Below are 16,303 nucleotides of genomic sequence, written 5' to 3'. Positions count from 1 at the left end.
ATCGAGCCGTCACAGAACGCTCGATCTGAGCCGCAGATCGAGCATTTCGTGACAGGTCGAGGACTTAGAGAGTGGGGGTTAGCGTAATCGTGCTGCCCTTGGGGGCCTCCGTGCCCGCCTTGGGGTTCGTGGCACGCACCTTGTAGACGTCCCAGTACTTGAAGCCGAGGGGCAGCTCGCCGTCTTCGATCCCGGCATTGACCTCGAAGCCGAGACCCTCAAGTGTCTTGACGGCGTTACGGATGCTCATCCCGACGACGTTCGAGGGAATCTCGATCGGCTGAGGGCCCTTCGACACCACGAGCGTAACCGCGTCGCCCGGGACCCAGTTGCGCCCTTCGGGCCCGCGCACTCCGATCACGTCGCCCTGATCGATGTCGTCGGAGAACTCTTCTTCGGGAGTGGGGGATACCTCGAGCTTCACAGCCTGCAGTGTGGAGGTCGCCGCCTGCGCGCTCAACCCCACGACGGGGGGCACCGGGCCGAGCGAAACGGTCAGGGTGACGGTGCTGCCCTCGAGCACCGTGCCGCCGTTCGAGACATCGAACGCAACTCCCTCAACGGGTTGCGCGGTCGCCGACAGTACCGTGCCGGCCGCGGGTTCCGCGAACTCCTGCACGCTCTGACCGACCTCGATCTTGATGTCGGTCAGCATGGTGGTGACGGCGTCTTCGGGCTGACCTACGAGCGCCGACAGGTCGTGCGGCTGCGGGCCGAGCGACAGGATGACGGACACGGTCGCGTCCTTGTCCACGCGTTCGCCGGGGCCGGGATTCGTGTAAAGCACGAGGCCCGCATCGACCTCGAGGCTGTGCTCGCCCTCGCCCTGAACCGCCACGAGCGTGTCCTGCTGCAGTCGCGCGGCGGCGTCCTCGAAGGACCTGCCCGAGACATCCGGAACCGCGACGAGCGAGCCCGGTCCCGACCCGAACCACCATCCGGCACCGCCCGCGAGCCCCGCGAGCAGAATCACCAGCACCGCAAACCAGGCGCCGCGCGCGCGACGACGCCCCGCGCGTCGCCGCAGCAGGGTGCCGTTGTCGACATCCGAGGTCACGGTCGTCGTGAGAGCCGCGGCCGCGGGCATGACCTTGGTCAGCTCGCCCGAGTTGCTGTCGTCGTGGATTCCGATCGCGACCGTCGCCCGTGTCGGGGCGGGGGCGACACCCAGGTCGCGTTCGATCTCGCGCAGGCGATCGAGCATGACGGACGCGTCGTCCGGGCGATCGTCGGGATTCTTCTCCGTCGCCCACAGCACGAGTTCGTCGAGCGGCTCGGGAATCTGCGGATTCTTCGCGCTCGGCCTCGGCACCGTGTCGGTGGCGTGGCGGTAGGCGATCTGCATCGGCTGTTCGCCCTTGTAGGGCTGGTCGCCGACGAGCATCTCGTACAGCATGATGCCGAGGGCGTAGATATCGCTGCGCGCGTCGGCCTGCCCGCGCGTGACGAGTTCGGGTGCGAGGTAGGCGATCGTGCCCATCAGCATCTGACCGGTCGCGGTGTTCGCGGTCGTCGCACGCGCGAGGCCGAAGTCGCCGATCTTGATGCGGCCGTCCTCGGCCAGCAGGATGTTCTCGGGTTTGACGTCGCGGTGCACGATGCCGGCGCGGTGCGCTGCCGCAAGACCCGACAGGGTCGCATCCATGATCGTGATCGTCTGCGCCACCGTGAGCTTCTTCTGCTCCTTGAGCAGTTCGCGCAGCGTGATGCCCGGCAGGTATTCCATCACGAGGTAGGCGATGCCCTCGTCCTGGCCCTGGTCGAAGACGTTGACCACGTTCGGGTCGGCCAGCCGAGCGGCCGCGCGCGCCTCCTGGATGAAGCGAGTCTGGAATACCGCGTCGTCGCTCAGGTGCCCGTGCATGACCTTGAGGGCGATGCGCCGCTCGAGTCGCAGGTCGGTAGCCACGTATACCGTGGCCATGCCGCCGCGGGCGATCCGCGCGCGAACGCGGTAGCGAGAGTCGACAAGCCGCCCGATGAGGGGGTCGGCTTGCTGGCTCGTACTCACGAATGAAGTCTACGGAAGCTATGGCCCGTGCCCCGGGAGCGCCTCACCCTCGGGGTAAGGCGGAAACGTGTCATCCGAGCGCGGCGATCCACTGGTATGCGGCGCCCTCCCAGGCGGCGTAGCGGTCGGGGAACGCGGAGCGCTGCACGGTCTGCGCGGCCTGCGCGAAGCCCATGTTCTCCCACCCGGACACGTCGAGCAGTCCGCGTGTGCGGTTGCCGTTGGGGTCGGACGGACCGCCGTAGAAGACCCGGATCGAACGGGATGCGTCACGAACTTCGGCGGGAGTGCCCCAACCGGTGCTCGGTCGCTGCTGGTACAGACCGAGCGAGTCGCGGTCGCCCCAATCGAGGTTTCGGATCCAGGACTCGACCATTGCGGTGGCGAGCGCGATCGCGATGCCGCGATCGGAGACGCCGAGTTCGCGGCCGACCTGGATGATCAGTCGCGCGTTCTCGATCTGCTCGGCGTCGAGTCCGTCGACGGATGCGGCGGCCGCCGGTGCCGCGGCGGGTGCCGCGCCGGTGCCGGGCACGGCGATGGCCTGCCCGGGGTAGATGATCGAGCCCGAACCGAGCCCGTTCGCCTCGAACACGGCGGCGAGCGTCACACCGTACTTCTTGGCGATACCCGAGAGAGTGTCGCCGCGGGCGACGGTGTGGGTGGTCTGCGGGGCGGCAGGTGCGTGTGCTGGCGCGGGGGCGGCAACCGGGGTGACGGCCGCGGCGGTGGTGACGCCCGGAACGTTCAGGGTCTGCCCCGGGTAGATCACCGAGCTCCAGCCGAGCCCGTTCGCTTCGAACAGGGTCTTCAGGCTGATGCCGTGGCGCTGAGCGATGCCGGTCAGGGTGTCGCCGGCGACGACCGTGTGCGACATGATCGTGGGCGCGGAGGGGGTGGGCGCGACCTGTGCAGCGGCCGGTGCGCTCAGGTTCAGAACCTGACCCGGGCGGATAACCGAAGACCAGTCCAGACCGTTCCACGCGAGAACATCGGCGGGGCGAAGACCGTGTGCGGTCGCGATCGACCAGACGCTCTCACCCGCGGCGACAACGTGCGTCGCCACCGACGGGGTCGCGGGCACGCCGCGCCATTGGGGGCGCGATTCTCGCTCGGCGTTCATCGGCGCGGCCTCGGCAGGCGTCGCGACGAGTGTCGCGGCGAACGTGCCGATCAGCGCTGCGGGCACGGTGAAGTGCGCACGGTTCGGACGAACAAGCGTCTTGAGTGACTTGCGCACGGATTTTCCCCTCGATCAAACTCCTGAAACGCTGTCACGCCTGTTAACGAAAGTCAACAGAAGTGATATGTGGGGACCATGTTGCTGTTGTTGCAGACGAGGTTAGGAGCGCTCCGGGTCGGGCAGATGCACGACCTTCACGTTCAGGCGGGAGTGCCCGTGACGTCGTCCGCTCGGTCGTGACACACTGTCTGGGTGAGTGAGACACCAGCCTGGGCCTCCGCCATCGAGTGGCTGCCCCTTCCCGTCGTCGCCGAATTGATGGGCGAAACGCCCGGCCGCGTCCGACGCCTGCTCGATGACCACCATCTCGTCGCTATGCGCGTCGACGGTGCGCTCAAGATCCCCGCGGACTTCCTGGTCGAAGATCGGCCCTTGCCGTCGTTGCGCGGCACGATCATCGTGCTTCTCGACCGGGGTTTTTCGACCGACGAGATTGTCGAGTGGCTGTTCGAGACCGAAGAGACCATGGGTGAAGCCCCGATCGCGGTCCTTCGTGCCGGCCGCAAGAGCGAGGTACGTCGCGTCGCGCAGTCGCTCGGCTGATACCCCGTCGCTCGGCTGATACCCCGTCGCTCGGCGGGCCGCCTAGCGTACTCCCGGCCCCCGTTGTTGGGGCGTCGAGATCCCGTTGGGGCGCGGGGTACCGCGCCCCAACGGGGTTCTGACGCCCCAACAACCTGGTTGGTGCGGAGGCGCGAGCGCCCCGAGTCGTGAAGCGCCTACGCGACTCGGTCGACCGCCGCTCGCGCGAGATCGCGGAGCACCCCGACCGACGCGTTGTCGAGTGGAGCGCCCGCGAGGGCGCGATCCGCTTCGCGCGCGTACGAGGTGATGAGTTCTTCGACCCGGTCCAGGGCACCGCTATCGCGGATCGTGTCTTGGAGCATCCGGACCTGGACGTCTTCGAGGTCCGGATCGCCGAGCAGCTCGTCGAGAGTGCGGCGGACGGATGCGGGAAGTTCCTGCCTTGCGAAGGCGATGAGCGCCGTGCGCTTGCCCTCACGCAGGTCGTCGCCGCTCGGTTTGCCGGTTGCGGCCGAATCGCCGAAGACGCCCAGGACGTCGTCGCGCAGCTGAAAGGCCATGCCGACGGGGTGGCCGAAGGCGCGGAGTGCATCTTGTTGCTCCGTGTTCGCGCCGCCGATCGCCGCCCCGATGAGGAGCGGCTGCTGGACGGAGTAGCGCGCCGACTTGAACGACGCGACATGGAGCGCCCGATCGAGCTGCTCATCGTCCGGGGCGGGAACAGTCTCCGCCGCGATGTCGAGGTACTGTCCGACCGTCACATCCCGCCGCATCTCCGCGTATCGGCGGCGGGCCGCTCGCGCGCGGTCGGCGGGCGCATCCGCTATGCCCTCCTCGAACAGGTCGTCGCTCCACGCGACCAGAAGATCGCCGGCGAGGATCGCAGATGAGCGCCCGTAGGCGGCGGCGTCGCCGGTCCATCCGCCCGCGACATGAGCGGCCTCGAACGCGCGGTGCGTCGCGGGGCGTCCGCGGCGCGTGTCGGAATTGTCGATGATGTCGTCGTGCACCAGGGCCGCGGCGTGAAAGATCTCGAGCGCGGCGGCTGCGGCGATGATTTCCTCGGTGTGGGAATCATCCGTCACCGACCTCCAGCCCCAGTAGCAGAAAGCAGCCCGCAGCCGTTTTCCGCCCCGCAACGTCGCGGCGGGGAGCTCGAGGATCGGACGGGCGAGGGGACCGGCGTCTGTCGCCTCGTCGACGCGAGCCGAGACAAAACTCTCCAGTCGCTGTGAAACCGCTTGGATGGCGTCTGGGGATCCCTGCACGGGCCTAGCCTAGTAACCGGCGCCGCGAGTAGACTGTGACGCAATCTTTAGAACCCACGGGGGACCGATGCCACTCTCTGAACAGGAGCAGCGCCTTCTCGATGAGATGGAGCGCCATCTTCTGCGCAACGACGCCGATGTCGTCAGCTCGGACCGCGAGGGCCGCGCCATGAACTACCGCAATGTCACGTTGGGTGCGATCCTCGTTCTCATCGGGATCGGCGCGCTCGTTGCGGGTGTGGCCTCGCAGTTGATCGTGGTCGGAATCCTCGGCTTCGTCGCGATGCTTGGGGGAGTGGTCCTCGCTCTCACGCCCACACGGGTCGACGTCACGCGGATGCCCGCTCCCGGGAGCACGAGCGCCCCGCGTCGTGCGAGCCAGGTCAGCTTCATGGATCGCATGAACGATCGATGGGACCGGCGTCAAGACGGCCACTAGCCCTCCACCTCCCTCCACTCTTCGGGGTCGACCTTCGGGTCGGCCCCTTTTTTGTGCCCGCATCCGGCTGAGATCCCGAGTTTCCGCGTCGTTCCGCGAGCATCCGGGAGGAGCGACGCGTCTTCGAACGGCTCGTCGGGCTCTCGTTGTCGTGTCGGCGAGCTTGTTCCTCTCGGATGTTCGGTCGTTCGGGGACTCACGCGCGGATTCGTGGTGCGAAAGCGTAGGAAAGTGGAGGGAAGTGGAGTAACGTGGGGCCAAACCTGAGACGGGCCGGGCGAAGGGGGGTACACGTCGATGCTTCTCGGCACCTACACCCCCAAGCTCGACGACAAAGGACGCGTGATCCTCCCCGCAAAGTTCCGTGAAGACCTCGCCGGTGGCGTCGTCATCACCCGCGGTCAAGACCGCTGCCTCTTCGTCTTCAGCTCCGCCGAGTTCGAGCGTGTGCACGAGCGGATCCGCGAGGCGCCGCTCAGCAACAAGCAGGCTCGCGACTTCCTGCGCATGTTCCTGTCCGGTGCGAGCGCCGAGATGCCCGACTCGCAGAACCGCATCACCATTCCCACGCACCTCCGCGCCTACGCCGGCCTCGAGAAAGAACTCGTCGTCACGGGCGTCGGCGCGCACGCCGAAATCTGGAACGCGGATGCCTGGAACACCTACGCCGCCGCCAACGAGGAGTCGTACTCCGATCTGGAGCAGGAGGTGATCCCGGGCCTCTTCTGACGCCCCCTGGTCCTGACTCCCAGCCGCCACGCCCTGACACACTTCCCCGGTGCCAGGTCGGAGCGGATGGGGATCAGGGCCCGGGGTCCCGCCCCTCCCATCATGGAAACCCGAGACCGCCACACCCCTGTTCTGCTCGAGCGCTGCATCGAGCTGCTCGCCCCCGCCCTCCAGCGTCCGGGTGCCGTCCTCGTTGACGCCACGCTCGGAATGGGTGGGCACTCCGAGGCCTTCCTCGAACGCTTTCCCAACATTCACCTGATCGGGCTCGATCGCGACACCGACGCGCTCCGGCTCGCGGGCGAACGGCTTGCCCGCTTCGGCGACCGCGTGAGCATGGTGCACACCGTCTACGACGGCATCGCCGAAGCCGCAGCATCCGTCGGCTACGACCGGGTCGATGCGATCCTTTTCGACCTCGGCGTATCGTCTCTGCAGCTCGATGAGTCCGACCGAGGCTTCGCCTACTCTCGAGATGCACCGCTCGACATGCGGATGGATCAGACGGATGGTCGCACCGCCGCAGATATCATCGCGACCTACCCCGAGGGGGCACTCCGGGCCATCTTCGAGCGGTACGGCGAAGAGAAGCTCGCCGCCCGCTACGCCCGATTCATCGTCGCGGCCCGTGAGCGGGCGCCTATCCAGCGGTCGGGCGAGCTGGTCGAGGTGCTTGTCGCCGCGACTCCCGCGGCCGCCCAGCGCGCGGGCCACCCCGCGAAGCGGGTCTTCCAGGCGCTCCGGATAGAGGTCAATGAAGAACTCGTCGCGGTGGAGCGTGCAATTCCCGCGGCCCTCGATCTTCTTGCCGTGAACGGCCGCATCGTCGTGCTGGCCTACCAGTCGCTCGAAGACCGCATCGTCAAACGTGCCTTCGCGGATGCGTCGGCCTCAACCGCGCCCTCGGGCCTGCCCGTCGAACTTCCCGAGCACGCTCCGAAGTTCCGTCTGCTCGTCAAGGGTGCGGAGTTCGCACCCGAGGACGAGCGCGAACGCAACCCGCGTGCCACACCCGTCCGACTCCGCGCCGCAGAGAGAGCGAGGGCCGCATGAGCCTCGCAACCACCGCCCTTCCCCTCGTTCCGGGCACGGCGACGCGTCCCGAACGCAATCGCCTGCGTGCCGTCGACGGCGCCTCCGCGCGTCGCCGCCGACCGCGGCTGGCGTATGCGATCATCGCGCTGAGCGGCGCTGTCGCCATCGCGGCGGCGCAGATGGGAATCTCGATCGCGATGACCCAGGGCGTGTACGAAGAACAGGCACTGACCCAGCAGGTGAAAGCCCTGCAGTACGAGAGTCAGTCGCTGAACCAGCAGCTCGTCGGGTTGAGCTCCCCCCAATACCTCGCCGCGAACGCCTCCGCACTGGGCATGGTCATCAACGAGGCTCCCTCCTACCTCCGTCTCTCGGACGGCGCAATCCTGGGCAGCGGCGCGGCCGCGCCGTGGCAGTCGACGGTCGATGCCATCGGACGAGGCAGTGTCGCCAACTCGCTCGTCGCGACAGCGCCTCTGGTCACCGCGCCCGACGCGACCATAGAAGGTTTGCCCGAGGCACCGGTCGCACCGACCGATGCGGTCGTCACCGGTCCACCCGCTCTCTCCGAGGGGCTTCCCGCCCCGCAGACCCGCTGACACGGGCACTGACAACGGCACTGACAACGGCACTGACAACGGCACTGACACCGAAGAATTCCGGAACCGACATGCGAAACGCGGCGACACACAGATGACTACACGCACCACACGTTCCCCCCGCCGCCGCACCGTGGTCGCCCTCGCGGTGGTCCTGTCGATCCTCGGGGTATTCGTCGTGCGTCTGGTCGACATTCAGGTCGTCAATGCCGACGACCACCGCGCCGATTCAGCCGGCGTCGGGATGGTCGCGAGTAATAAGCTGACCGCCGCGCGCGGCACGATCGTCGATGAGACAGGGGCTGTGCTCGCGGGCAACACCATGCTGTACGACGCGCAGGTCGACCCGCAGAACATCCTCAATCAGAAGTTCAGCGACGGCCGCGCAGTGCAAGAGGTGTGGCCCGAGCAAGCGGCTCAGATTGCCGCGATCACCGGGCAGACGCCCGAACAGGTGCAGCAGATCGTGGCGGACGTGCTCGCGGCCAACGCCGACTCGCAGTGGGCGCAGATAACCACGAGGCTCAGCACGGATCAGTACCAGGCGCTCGCCGCCCTCGACCTTCCGTTCTTGTACACGACGCCGCACCCTGCCCGCAGCTATCCGGACGGAGCGGTCGGCGGCAATCTCGTCGGATTCGTCGGGTCTGACGGCGAGGCGCTCGCGGGGCTGGAGCTCTCGCAGAACGACTGCCTCTCGGGCGAGGACGGTGCGGAGTCGTACGAACGCGGCAAGGACGGCGTGGTGATCCCCGGAACCCGCAAGCAGACGCCCGCCGAGGACGGCGGAACGCTGCAGCTGACGATCAACCGTGACCTGCAGTGGTATCTGCAGCAGATGGTCGCCGAAGAGGTGCAGAACCAGCAGGCGAACTACGGCACGGCGTTCGTCCTCGAGGTAGAAACGGGCAAAATCCGCGCGGCCGCCGAGTACCCGACGGTCGACCCGAACAATGTCACCGCTTCGGCTGACGCAGATCGCAGCAGTCGCATCTTCACGTACGAGTTCGAGCCGGGCTCGACCTTCAAGCCCGTCACGGCCTCCACGATCATCGATAGCGCAGGTGTCACGCCGCTGACCCCGACGATCCCCGCCGCCGGACGCGAGACGCTGCCGGGGGACGTGACGATCAATGACGTCTTCTCACACCCGTCGTACAACTACACGATGACCGGCGCGCTCGTCGACTCATCGAACGTTGCGCTGTCGAAGTTCGGCACGCTCGTGTCGGACGAGGTGCGTTACGACTACCTCAAGCGTTTCGGTGTCGGCAAGAAGACCGAGGTCGGCTTCCCCGGCGAGCGCACGGGCATCCTGCACGACGCTCCCTGGGATCAGGCATCCCACTACACGACGACCTTCGGGCAGTCCTTCACGGTCACCGTCCCGCAGGTCGCGAGCGTTTACCAGACGATCGCGAACGACGGTGTGCGGATGCCTCTGAGCCTCGTCGAGTCGTGCACAACGTCCTCGGGCGAGGTCATCGAGCCTGAACTTCCCGAACCCGAGCAGGTCATCAAGCCGCAGACTGCGGCCGACGTCACCCTCATGCTCGAGAACGTGTTCCAGCAGGTCACGAACCGCAAGGTGCTCGCCATCGATGGCTACCGGATGGCGACCAAGTCGGGTACGGCGGAGAAGGCGAACGAGGACGGTAGCGGGTACAAACAGGGCATCTTCTACACGACGCTCGCCGGTTTCGCGCCCGCGGACGACCCGAAGTACGTGGTCATCTTCACGCTCGACGAGCCGAAGAAGAATAGGATGTCTTCGGCCAATGCCGCCGGTTTCCAGAAGGCGATGACCCAGGTCTTGAAGACCTACCGGGTGCTTCCGTCCAGCACGCCGGGGCCCGAAATTCTACCCAAGTACCAGTAAATCCTGCCCGTACCGATGACGTCGCGCGGGTGCCGCCCACAGCCCACTGTTCAGGGAGAGTGTCCATGATCGCGCTGACGTATGCCGAGCTCGCCCACGCCACCGGGGGCGAGCTGCGTACCGTCGGATCGGACACGGCTGACTCAATCGTCGACGGCACCGTCGAGACCGATTCGCGCCTCATCGAGTCGGGCGGAGTGTTCGCTGCCAAGCCCGGTGCCGAAACCGACGGGCATCTGTTCGTCGGCACGGCACACGAGCGGGGGGCGGTCATTGCTCTCGTAGAGCACCCCGTCGACACTCCGATCAGCCAGGTTGTCGTCGCCAGCGTCGTGGGAGCTCTCGCCGACCTGGCACGCTACGTCGTGGCGCGAGTACGCGACGGGGGCGAACTCACCGTCGTCGGCATCACCGGCTCGAACGGGAAGACGACCACCAAGAACATGGTCGCCCGCATTCTCCGCGACCAGGACGAGACCGTCTGGCCCCATGCATCGTTCAACAACGAGGTCGGTGCTCCCCTGACGATGCTGCGCGTGACCCACAGCACGCGGTACCTCGTGTGCGAGTTCGGTGCCAGCGCTCCCGGCGAGATCGCCCGTCTCGCGGGACTCGTCACGCCCGATATCGGCGTCGTGCTGATGGTGGGTCTCGCGCATGCCGGCGGGTTCGGCGGCATCGAGGCGACCGTGGCAGCGAAATCCGAGCTGGTCCACTCAATCCGCCCCGGGGGCACCGCGGTCTTGAACGCCGACGATCCGCGGGTCGCAGGGATGGCGTCGATCGCGCACGAGCGTGAGGTCGAGGTCGTGTGGTTTGGTCGGGGAGCGAGCGCCGATGTGCGAGGCGACGACATCCGCGTCACGGCCGAGGGCACCACGTGCGAGGTCACGGTCGGCGATGTCTCCGTTCCGCTGCGTCTCCGTGTGCTCGGCGAGCACTTCGTCGCCAACGCTCTGGCCGCGATCGCCGTCGCGACACGCATCGGAGTATCGCTGCAGGATTGCGTCGAGCGACTCGAGACGCTCGAGCTCGCCGAACGCTGGCGAATGCAGCCGCTCGGCTCCGATCGCGTGCGCATCATCAACGACGCCTACAACGCCAGCCCCGACTCGATGTCGGCCGCACTCCGCACTCTCGCGCAGATCACGGGACCGGGCCAGCGCACGGTCGCCGTCCTCGGTGCGATGAGCGAGCTCGGCGAGTACGCCGACGACGAGCACGATCGCGTCGGACTGCTCGCGGTGCGCCTCGGCATCCAGCGGATCGTCATCGTCGGTACCGAGGCGCGACGCATGTTCCTCGAGGCGATCGCTCAGGGATCATGGGACGGCGAAGCTGTCTTCTTCCCGGACGCGGATGCCGCCTACGACTACCTGCAGGGCGAGCTGCGCGACGGCGATCGGGTGCTCGTGAAGTCCTCCAACGCGGCGGGGCTCCGGCACCTCGGCGATCGTCTGGGAGAATCGTTCTCGTGAGATCCCTTCTGACGGCGGCAGCGATCTCTCTGGCGTTCACGCTTTTTCTCACGCCCGTCTTCATTCGCTGGTTCCGCAAATGGGGCTGGGGCCAGGTCATCCGCACCCCCGAGGCGATCGAGAACCCGAGCCACGGCCAGAAGCGCGGCACCCCCACGATGGGTGGGACGATCTTCATTGTCGGCACGATCGTCGGCTACCTGATCGGCGGGTTCACCGGCGGCAACCCCCCGACGATCTCGGGTCTGCTCGTCATCTGGATGATGATCGGATTCGGCGCCGTCGGCTTCATCGACGACTACATGAAGGTGCGCAGCCAGCGCAGCCTCGGCCTTTCGGGCTGGCGCAAGATCGTCGGTCAGATCCTCGTTGCGGTGCCCTTCGGCATCGTCGCCCTGAATTTCCCGAATACGTGGGATCAAACGCCGGCGTCCGCCTATGTGTCGCTGTTCCGAGACATCCCGGTGCTGTCGTTCATGGCGCTCGGGCCGGTCATCGGCTGGATCCTGTACCTGACGTGGCTGTCGCTCATCGGGGTCGCGACCTCGAACAGCGTGAACGTCTCGGATGGCCTGGACGGGCTCGCCGCGGGCGCCGGGATCTTCGTGGTCGGCGCGTACAGCTTGATCGCCTTCTGGCAGTTCAACCAGATCTGTCGAGGCGAAACGATCGCGCCCACCCTGCCAGCGGCCTGTTACGACACACCGAACTCCTTCGACCTCGCGATCGTCTCGGCGTCCTTTGTCGGTGCTCTCGTCGGCTTCCTCTGGTGGAATGCCCCGACCGCCAAGCTCTTCATGGGCGACGTCGGTTCGATGGCGATCGGCGGCGTGATCGCGGCGATGGCGATCCTCACCCGCACCGAGCTGCTTGTGGTGTTGGTCGCTGGCGTCTACGTCATCGCGTCGGGCTCGGTCATCCTCCAGCGACTGTATTTCAAGGTGACGCGTGGTAAACGTCTGTTCCTGATGAGTCCGTTGCACCACCACCTCGAGATGCGCGGCTGGTCCGAGGTGACGATCGTCGTCCGCATGTGGATCATCGCCGGCATGCTCGCCGTCTCCGGCGTCGGCCTGTTCTACGTCGAATGGCTGACCAGCGCGTGAGTGCCCCGATCGCCGAGCTGACCAGTTGGAACGCCGACTGGAAGGGCCTCCGGGTCGTCGTCCTGGGTCTCGCTCAGACCGGTTTCTCGGTCGCAGACACCCTCACCGAGCTCGGCGCTGAGGTGCTCGTCGCAACGGAAACCGCGGCCGAGGAGTACGCCAGCCTCCTCCCGGTGATCGGCGCCGACCTGCACGTCGGCCCGCTCGACGCGGTGCCCGATCGCATCACCGAGTTTGCGCCCGACGTGATCGTGGCGTCGCCCGGATTCGCGCCCGCCCACCCCGTCGTGCGTTGGGCGCTGGAGGCATCCGTCCCGCTGTGGGGCGATATCGAGCTCGCCTGGCGTGTGCGAGACAAGGTCGTGCGGGCGGATGGCTCGCCCGCGCACTGGATCCTGATCACGGGCACGAACGGCAAGACCACGACGACCCGCCTCACCGCCACCATGCTCGTCGAGGGCGGGCTGCGCGCGGCGCCGTGCGGAAACATCGGGGTGCCCGTGCTCGACGCCATCCGCGACCCCGCAGGCTTCGATGCTCTCGTCGTCGAGCTTTCGAGCCACCAACTCTGGTACCTCGCGCTTGCCGAGCCGGAGGGGCAGCCCTTCCCGCTCGCCTCGGTGTGCCTGAATCTCGCCGACGACCACCTCGAATGGCACGGATCATTCGACGCCTACCGCGATGCGAAGGCCGTCGTCTACCGGAACACCCGCCTCGCGTGCGTCTACAACAAGGCGGATGCCGCGACCCGAGAGATGGTCGAAGACGCCGAAGTGGTCGAGGGTGCGCGAGCCATCGGCTTCGACCTGGGCGTGCCGGGGCCGAGCGACGTTGGCATAGTCGACGGAATCCTCGTGGATCGGGCATTTCTCGAGGAGCGCCGGTCCAGTGCTCTCGAGCTCACGACCCTCGACCGACTGGCATCCGCCGGGCTGATCGCCCCACACATCGTCTCGAACATCCTCGCGGCCGCGGCCCTGTCACGTGCCGCGGGGGTGGAGCCGGCAGCAATCCGCGACGCGCTCGATACGTTCCGGCTCGACCCGCACCGCATCGAGGTCGTCGCGCACCATGCCGGCGTGACCTGGGTGGATGACTCGAAGGCAACGAACCCCCACGCGGCGGCATCCTCCCTCTCGGCGTACCCCGGAGCGATCTGGGTCGTGGGCGGCCTGCTGAAGGGCGTCGATATCGGCCCGCTCATCGCGGGGCGGGGGAGCGCGGTCAAGGCGGCCATCGTGATCGGACGCGTGCGCGACGACGTGCTCGGGGCATTCGCGCGACACGCCCCCGACGTGCCCGTGTTCGAGGTGGAGCACGGTGAGACTGAAGAGGTCATGAGGCGTGTCGTCCAGCGGGCGGCGGGCATCGCGGCGTCGGGAGACGTCGTGCTTCTCGCTCCGGCTTCGGCATCCTTCGATCAGTTCAGCGGATATGCCGAGCGGGGCACGCGCTTCGCGGAGGCGGTTCGCGAGCATGTCGAGGGACTCGATCCCGAGCATGACGACACCACATCCGAACGGGACACGAAACCCGATCGGGATGAAACGCAGGTAGGGGAGACGGATGGCGACTCGGACGCCGACACGCCCCCCGCGGGCGGCGCAACAGCCTGACGACGATTCGGCGCCCCGAGGACTCGCGGCGCGGGTCTCGCTCGGACGCGTGTTCGCGCCGGTGCCGAGCGAGTTCCTCCTCATCGCCTCGACCGCTCTGTTGCTGACCGGCTTCGGGCTGGTGATGGTGCTGTCGGCCACGACGGCCTCCGCGACTGCCGAAGGACAGAGCCCCTTCGAGTCGCTCATCAAGCAGGGCGTCTTCGCGGTCATCGGCATCCCCTTGATGTTCGTGGCTTCGCGCTTCCCGGTCAGGTTCTGGAAGAAAATCGCCTGGCCCCTGCTCGGGCTTGCGACACTCTTCCAACTGCTCGTCTTCGTTCCCGGACTCGGAGTCGAGATTCTCGGAAACCGCAACTGGATCTCGATCGCAGGGCAGACCGTCCAGCCATCCGAATTCCTGAAGCTCTCGCTCGCCCTGTGGGTCGCGTACGTCCTCTATCGCAAGCAGACCCTCCTGGGCCTTTGGCGCCACGTCTTCATTCCGCTCGTCCCCGTGTCTGTGGCGGTCATCGCGACCGTCATGGCGGGGCGCGACCTCGGCACGAGCATGATCCTGGTGCTGATCGTGCTCGGTGGGCTGTTCTTCTCGGGCGTGCGCCTGCGCATCTTCCTGCTGCCCCTCATCGGGGCAGCGGCCTACGTGGCCTACATGGCGGTTGCGAGCCCCAACCGCATGCGGCGCCTGATGAGCTTCATGAACGAGGACTGCGACTACTTCAACGACTGCTACCAGGCCATGCACGGCGTATTCGGTCTGGCCGGTGGCGGGATCTTCGGGCTGGGGCTCGGTAACTCGAAAGAGAAGTACGGATGGCTGCCCGCCCGGGCCAACGACTACATCTTCGCGATCGTGGGCGAAGAGGTCGGTCTCATCGGTTGCATCGTCATCCTCGGGCTGTTCACGCTGTTCGCGGTCGGTGCCTTCCACGTCATCCGCAAGACCGACGACCCGTTCATCCGCATCGCCGCGGGCGGAATCACCGTGTGGATCGTGGGCCAGGCCCTCATCAACATCGGTGTCGTGCTGCGCATTGTCCCCGTTCTCGGTGTGCCCTTGCCATTCATGTCGCAGGGTGGAACGGCTCTGCTGTCGGTCTTGATGGCCTGCGGAGTGTTGCTGTCGTTCGCTCGGACGCTGCCCACATCGTCTCAGAACGCCCGCACGGGTATCCGGGGCGGGGCGAGCGCGGCCCGCCGGGGTAAAGTCGCGGCGTGACGACCTATCTTCTGGCCGGCGGGGGAACCGCAGGCCATGTCAATCCGCTGTTGGCGGTCGCGGACGGACTTCGGGCCCGCGATCCCGAGGTGAAGATCGTCGTGCTGGGGACGAAGGAGGGGCTCGAAACGCGCCTCGTGCCGGACCGGGGCTATGAGTTGTTGACGATCGAACGCCTGCCGTTCCCGCGCCGACCGGATCGTTCGGCCATCGGCTTTCCCGCACGCTTTCGGAGGGCTGTCGGGCACGTGCGGCAGGTCATCCGCGACCGGGATGTTTCGGTCGTCATCGGCTTCGGAGGCTACGCATCCGCTCCGGCCTACGTCGCGGCGCGCAGGTCGGGCACCCCTTTCGTCGTGCACGAGGCGAATGCGCGGCCGGGTCTTGCGAACGTGCTCGGTGCCCGGAGCGCTGCGGCAGTCGGCGTCGCTTTCGCGGGGACACCGCTTCGCCGCTCTCGTGTGGTCGGGATGCCGCTGCGTCGCGAGATCGTCGACCTGGACCGGTCCGCTCTGCGGGACGAAGCGGCGGCGCATTTCGGGCTCGACCCCGCTCAGCCCACGCTCTTGGTGTTCGGGGGCTCACTCGGTGCGCTGCGTCTGAATGAGGCGTTCGCGGGTGCGTACGCTGACGTGCTCGCGACGGGGTATCAGCTCGTGCACGTGACGGGGGAGCGGTCGGACTGGTCCGACCCCGGCGCGCCCGGATATGTCGTCAAAAAGTACGAGGACCGGATGGATCTCGCCTTCGCAATGGCCGATGTCATCGTGTCGCGGGCGGGCGCTGCGACCGTCAGCGAAATCAGCGCCCTCGGCATCCCCGCCGTGTACGTTCCCTACGCGGTCGGCAACGGCGAGCAGCGCCTGAACGCCGCGTCCGCGGTCGCTGCGGGCGCCGCGGTCTTGATCGATGACGCGTTGTTCACCGCCGACCGCGTGCGGGCCGAGGTCCGGCCCCTTCTGGCCGACCCGGTCCGACTCGACGCGATGCGCGTGGCCGCGGCATCCGTCGGCTCGCGTCGAGGCACGGAAGACCTGATCGCGATGATCGACGAGGCCCTCGCTCGCTGAGTTCGCTTCGCGGGCTCGAGCTGTCACAGAACGCTCGATCTGCCGCGATGTATAGAGCATTTCGTGACAGCTCGACGGGGTCGCGG

At 67.2% G+C, this 16,303-nt stretch carries 14 protein-coding genes; 11 read left to right on the top strand and 3 right to left on the bottom strand.

The genetic code is table 11. From position 1 onward, the window contains the following. Window positions 1-64: 64 nt before the first annotated feature. Window positions 65-2,011, bottom strand: coding sequence for a Stk1 family PASTA domain-containing Ser/Thr kinase (gene pknB / locus ACT9TC_RS02780; RefSeq protein WP_458041927.1), 1,947 nt, complete (start codon window positions 2,009-2,011; stop codon window positions 65-67). A 70-nt stretch (window positions 2,012-2,081) separates the two neighbouring features. Continuing rightward, a complete protein-coding gene (locus ACT9TC_RS02775; protein ID WP_458042849.1) occupies window positions 2,082-3,200 on the bottom strand; it encodes a LysM peptidoglycan-binding domain-containing protein in 1,119 nt (372 codons plus the stop codon). A gap of 246 nt (window positions 3,201-3,446) precedes the next feature. Between ACT9TC_RS02775 and ACT9TC_RS02770 the strand changes: the two genes are divergently transcribed. Continuing rightward, window positions 3,447-3,797: an Rv2175c family DNA-binding protein gene (locus tag ACT9TC_RS02770; RefSeq protein ID WP_458041926.1), complete on the top strand. Its 351-nt coding sequence runs from the start codon at window positions 3,447-3,449 to the stop codon at window positions 3,795-3,797. 176 nt (window positions 3,798-3,973) lie between these two features. Here the strand turns inward: ACT9TC_RS02770 and ACT9TC_RS02765 are convergent, their stop codons facing one another. After that, the gene (locus ACT9TC_RS02765; protein WP_458041925.1) at window positions 3,974-5,047 is read right to left on the bottom strand and encodes a polyprenyl synthetase family protein; all 1,074 of its coding nucleotides are present in this window, start codon (window positions 5,045-5,047) and stop codon (window positions 3,974-3,976) included. 67 nt (window positions 5,048-5,114) lie between these two features. Between ACT9TC_RS02765 and ACT9TC_RS02760 the strand changes: the two genes are divergently transcribed. From ACT9TC_RS02760 to murG, 10 genes are all read left to right on the top strand, one after another. Then, the gene (locus tag ACT9TC_RS02760; RefSeq protein ID WP_458041924.1) at window positions 5,115-5,486 is read left to right on the top strand and encodes a DUF3040 domain-containing protein; all 372 of its coding nucleotides are present in this window, start codon (window positions 5,115-5,117) and stop codon (window positions 5,484-5,486) included. 297 nt (window positions 5,487-5,783) lie between these two features. Beyond that, the gene (gene mraZ / locus ACT9TC_RS02755; protein ID WP_458041923.1) at window positions 5,784-6,215 is read left to right on the top strand and encodes a division/cell wall cluster transcriptional repressor MraZ; all 432 of its coding nucleotides are present in this window, start codon (window positions 5,784-5,786) and stop codon (window positions 6,213-6,215) included. Between the two features lie 102 nt (window positions 6,216-6,317). Next, window positions 6,318-7,268, top strand: a complete 951-nt coding sequence (gene rsmH, locus ACT9TC_RS02750; RefSeq protein WP_458041922.1) for a 16S rRNA (cytosine(1402)-N(4))-methyltransferase RsmH — start codon at window positions 6,318-6,320, stop codon at window positions 7,266-7,268. Next, window positions 7,265-7,849, top strand: coding sequence for a hypothetical protein (locus ACT9TC_RS02745; protein WP_458041921.1), 585 nt, complete (start codon window positions 7,265-7,267; stop codon window positions 7,847-7,849). The genes rsmH and ACT9TC_RS02745 overlap by 4 nt, the downstream gene beginning before the upstream one ends. 94 nt (window positions 7,850-7,943) lie before the next feature. Continuing rightward, window positions 7,944-9,728 carry a peptidoglycan D,D-transpeptidase FtsI family protein gene (locus tag ACT9TC_RS02740; RefSeq protein ID WP_458041920.1) on the top strand — a complete coding sequence of 595 codons (1,785 nt, stop codon included), beginning with the start codon at window positions 7,944-7,946 and terminating at the stop codon, window positions 9,726-9,728. Between the two features lie 65 nt (window positions 9,729-9,793). After that, window positions 9,794-11,206: a UDP-N-acetylmuramoyl-tripeptide--D-alanyl-D-alanine ligase gene (locus ACT9TC_RS02735; protein WP_458041919.1), complete on the top strand. Its 1,413-nt coding sequence runs from the start codon at window positions 9,794-9,796 to the stop codon at window positions 11,204-11,206. Then, window positions 11,203-12,312: a phospho-N-acetylmuramoyl-pentapeptide-transferase gene (gene mraY, locus ACT9TC_RS02730; protein WP_458041918.1), complete on the top strand. Its 1,110-nt coding sequence runs from the start codon at window positions 11,203-11,205 to the stop codon at window positions 12,310-12,312. The genes ACT9TC_RS02735 and mraY overlap by 4 nt, the downstream gene beginning before the upstream one ends. Further along, window positions 12,294-13,928 carry a UDP-N-acetylmuramoyl-L-alanine--D-glutamate ligase gene (gene murD / locus ACT9TC_RS02725; protein WP_458041917.1) on the top strand — a complete coding sequence of 545 codons (1,635 nt, stop codon included), beginning with the start codon at window positions 12,294-12,296 and terminating at the stop codon, window positions 13,926-13,928. Before mraY ends, murD begins: the two co-directional genes overlap by 19 nt. Next, complete coding sequence (ftsW, locus tag ACT9TC_RS02720) at window positions 13,879-15,147, top strand: putative lipid II flippase FtsW (RefSeq protein WP_458041916.1); 1,269 nt, start codon at window positions 13,879-13,881, stop codon at window positions 15,145-15,147. Before murD ends, ftsW begins: the two co-directional genes overlap by 50 nt. Beyond that, entirely contained in the window at window positions 15,144-16,217 is a 1,074-nt protein-coding gene (gene murG / locus ACT9TC_RS02715) for an undecaprenyldiphospho-muramoylpentapeptide beta-N-acetylglucosaminyltransferase (protein WP_458041915.1), read from the top strand. Before ftsW ends, murG begins: the two co-directional genes overlap by 4 nt. Window positions 16,218-16,303 lie beyond the last annotated feature (86 nt).

It is taken from the genome of Microbacterium sp. HM-570, from assembly GCF_054165885.1.
This window is presented reverse-complemented; position numbering and strand designations above follow the sequence as displayed.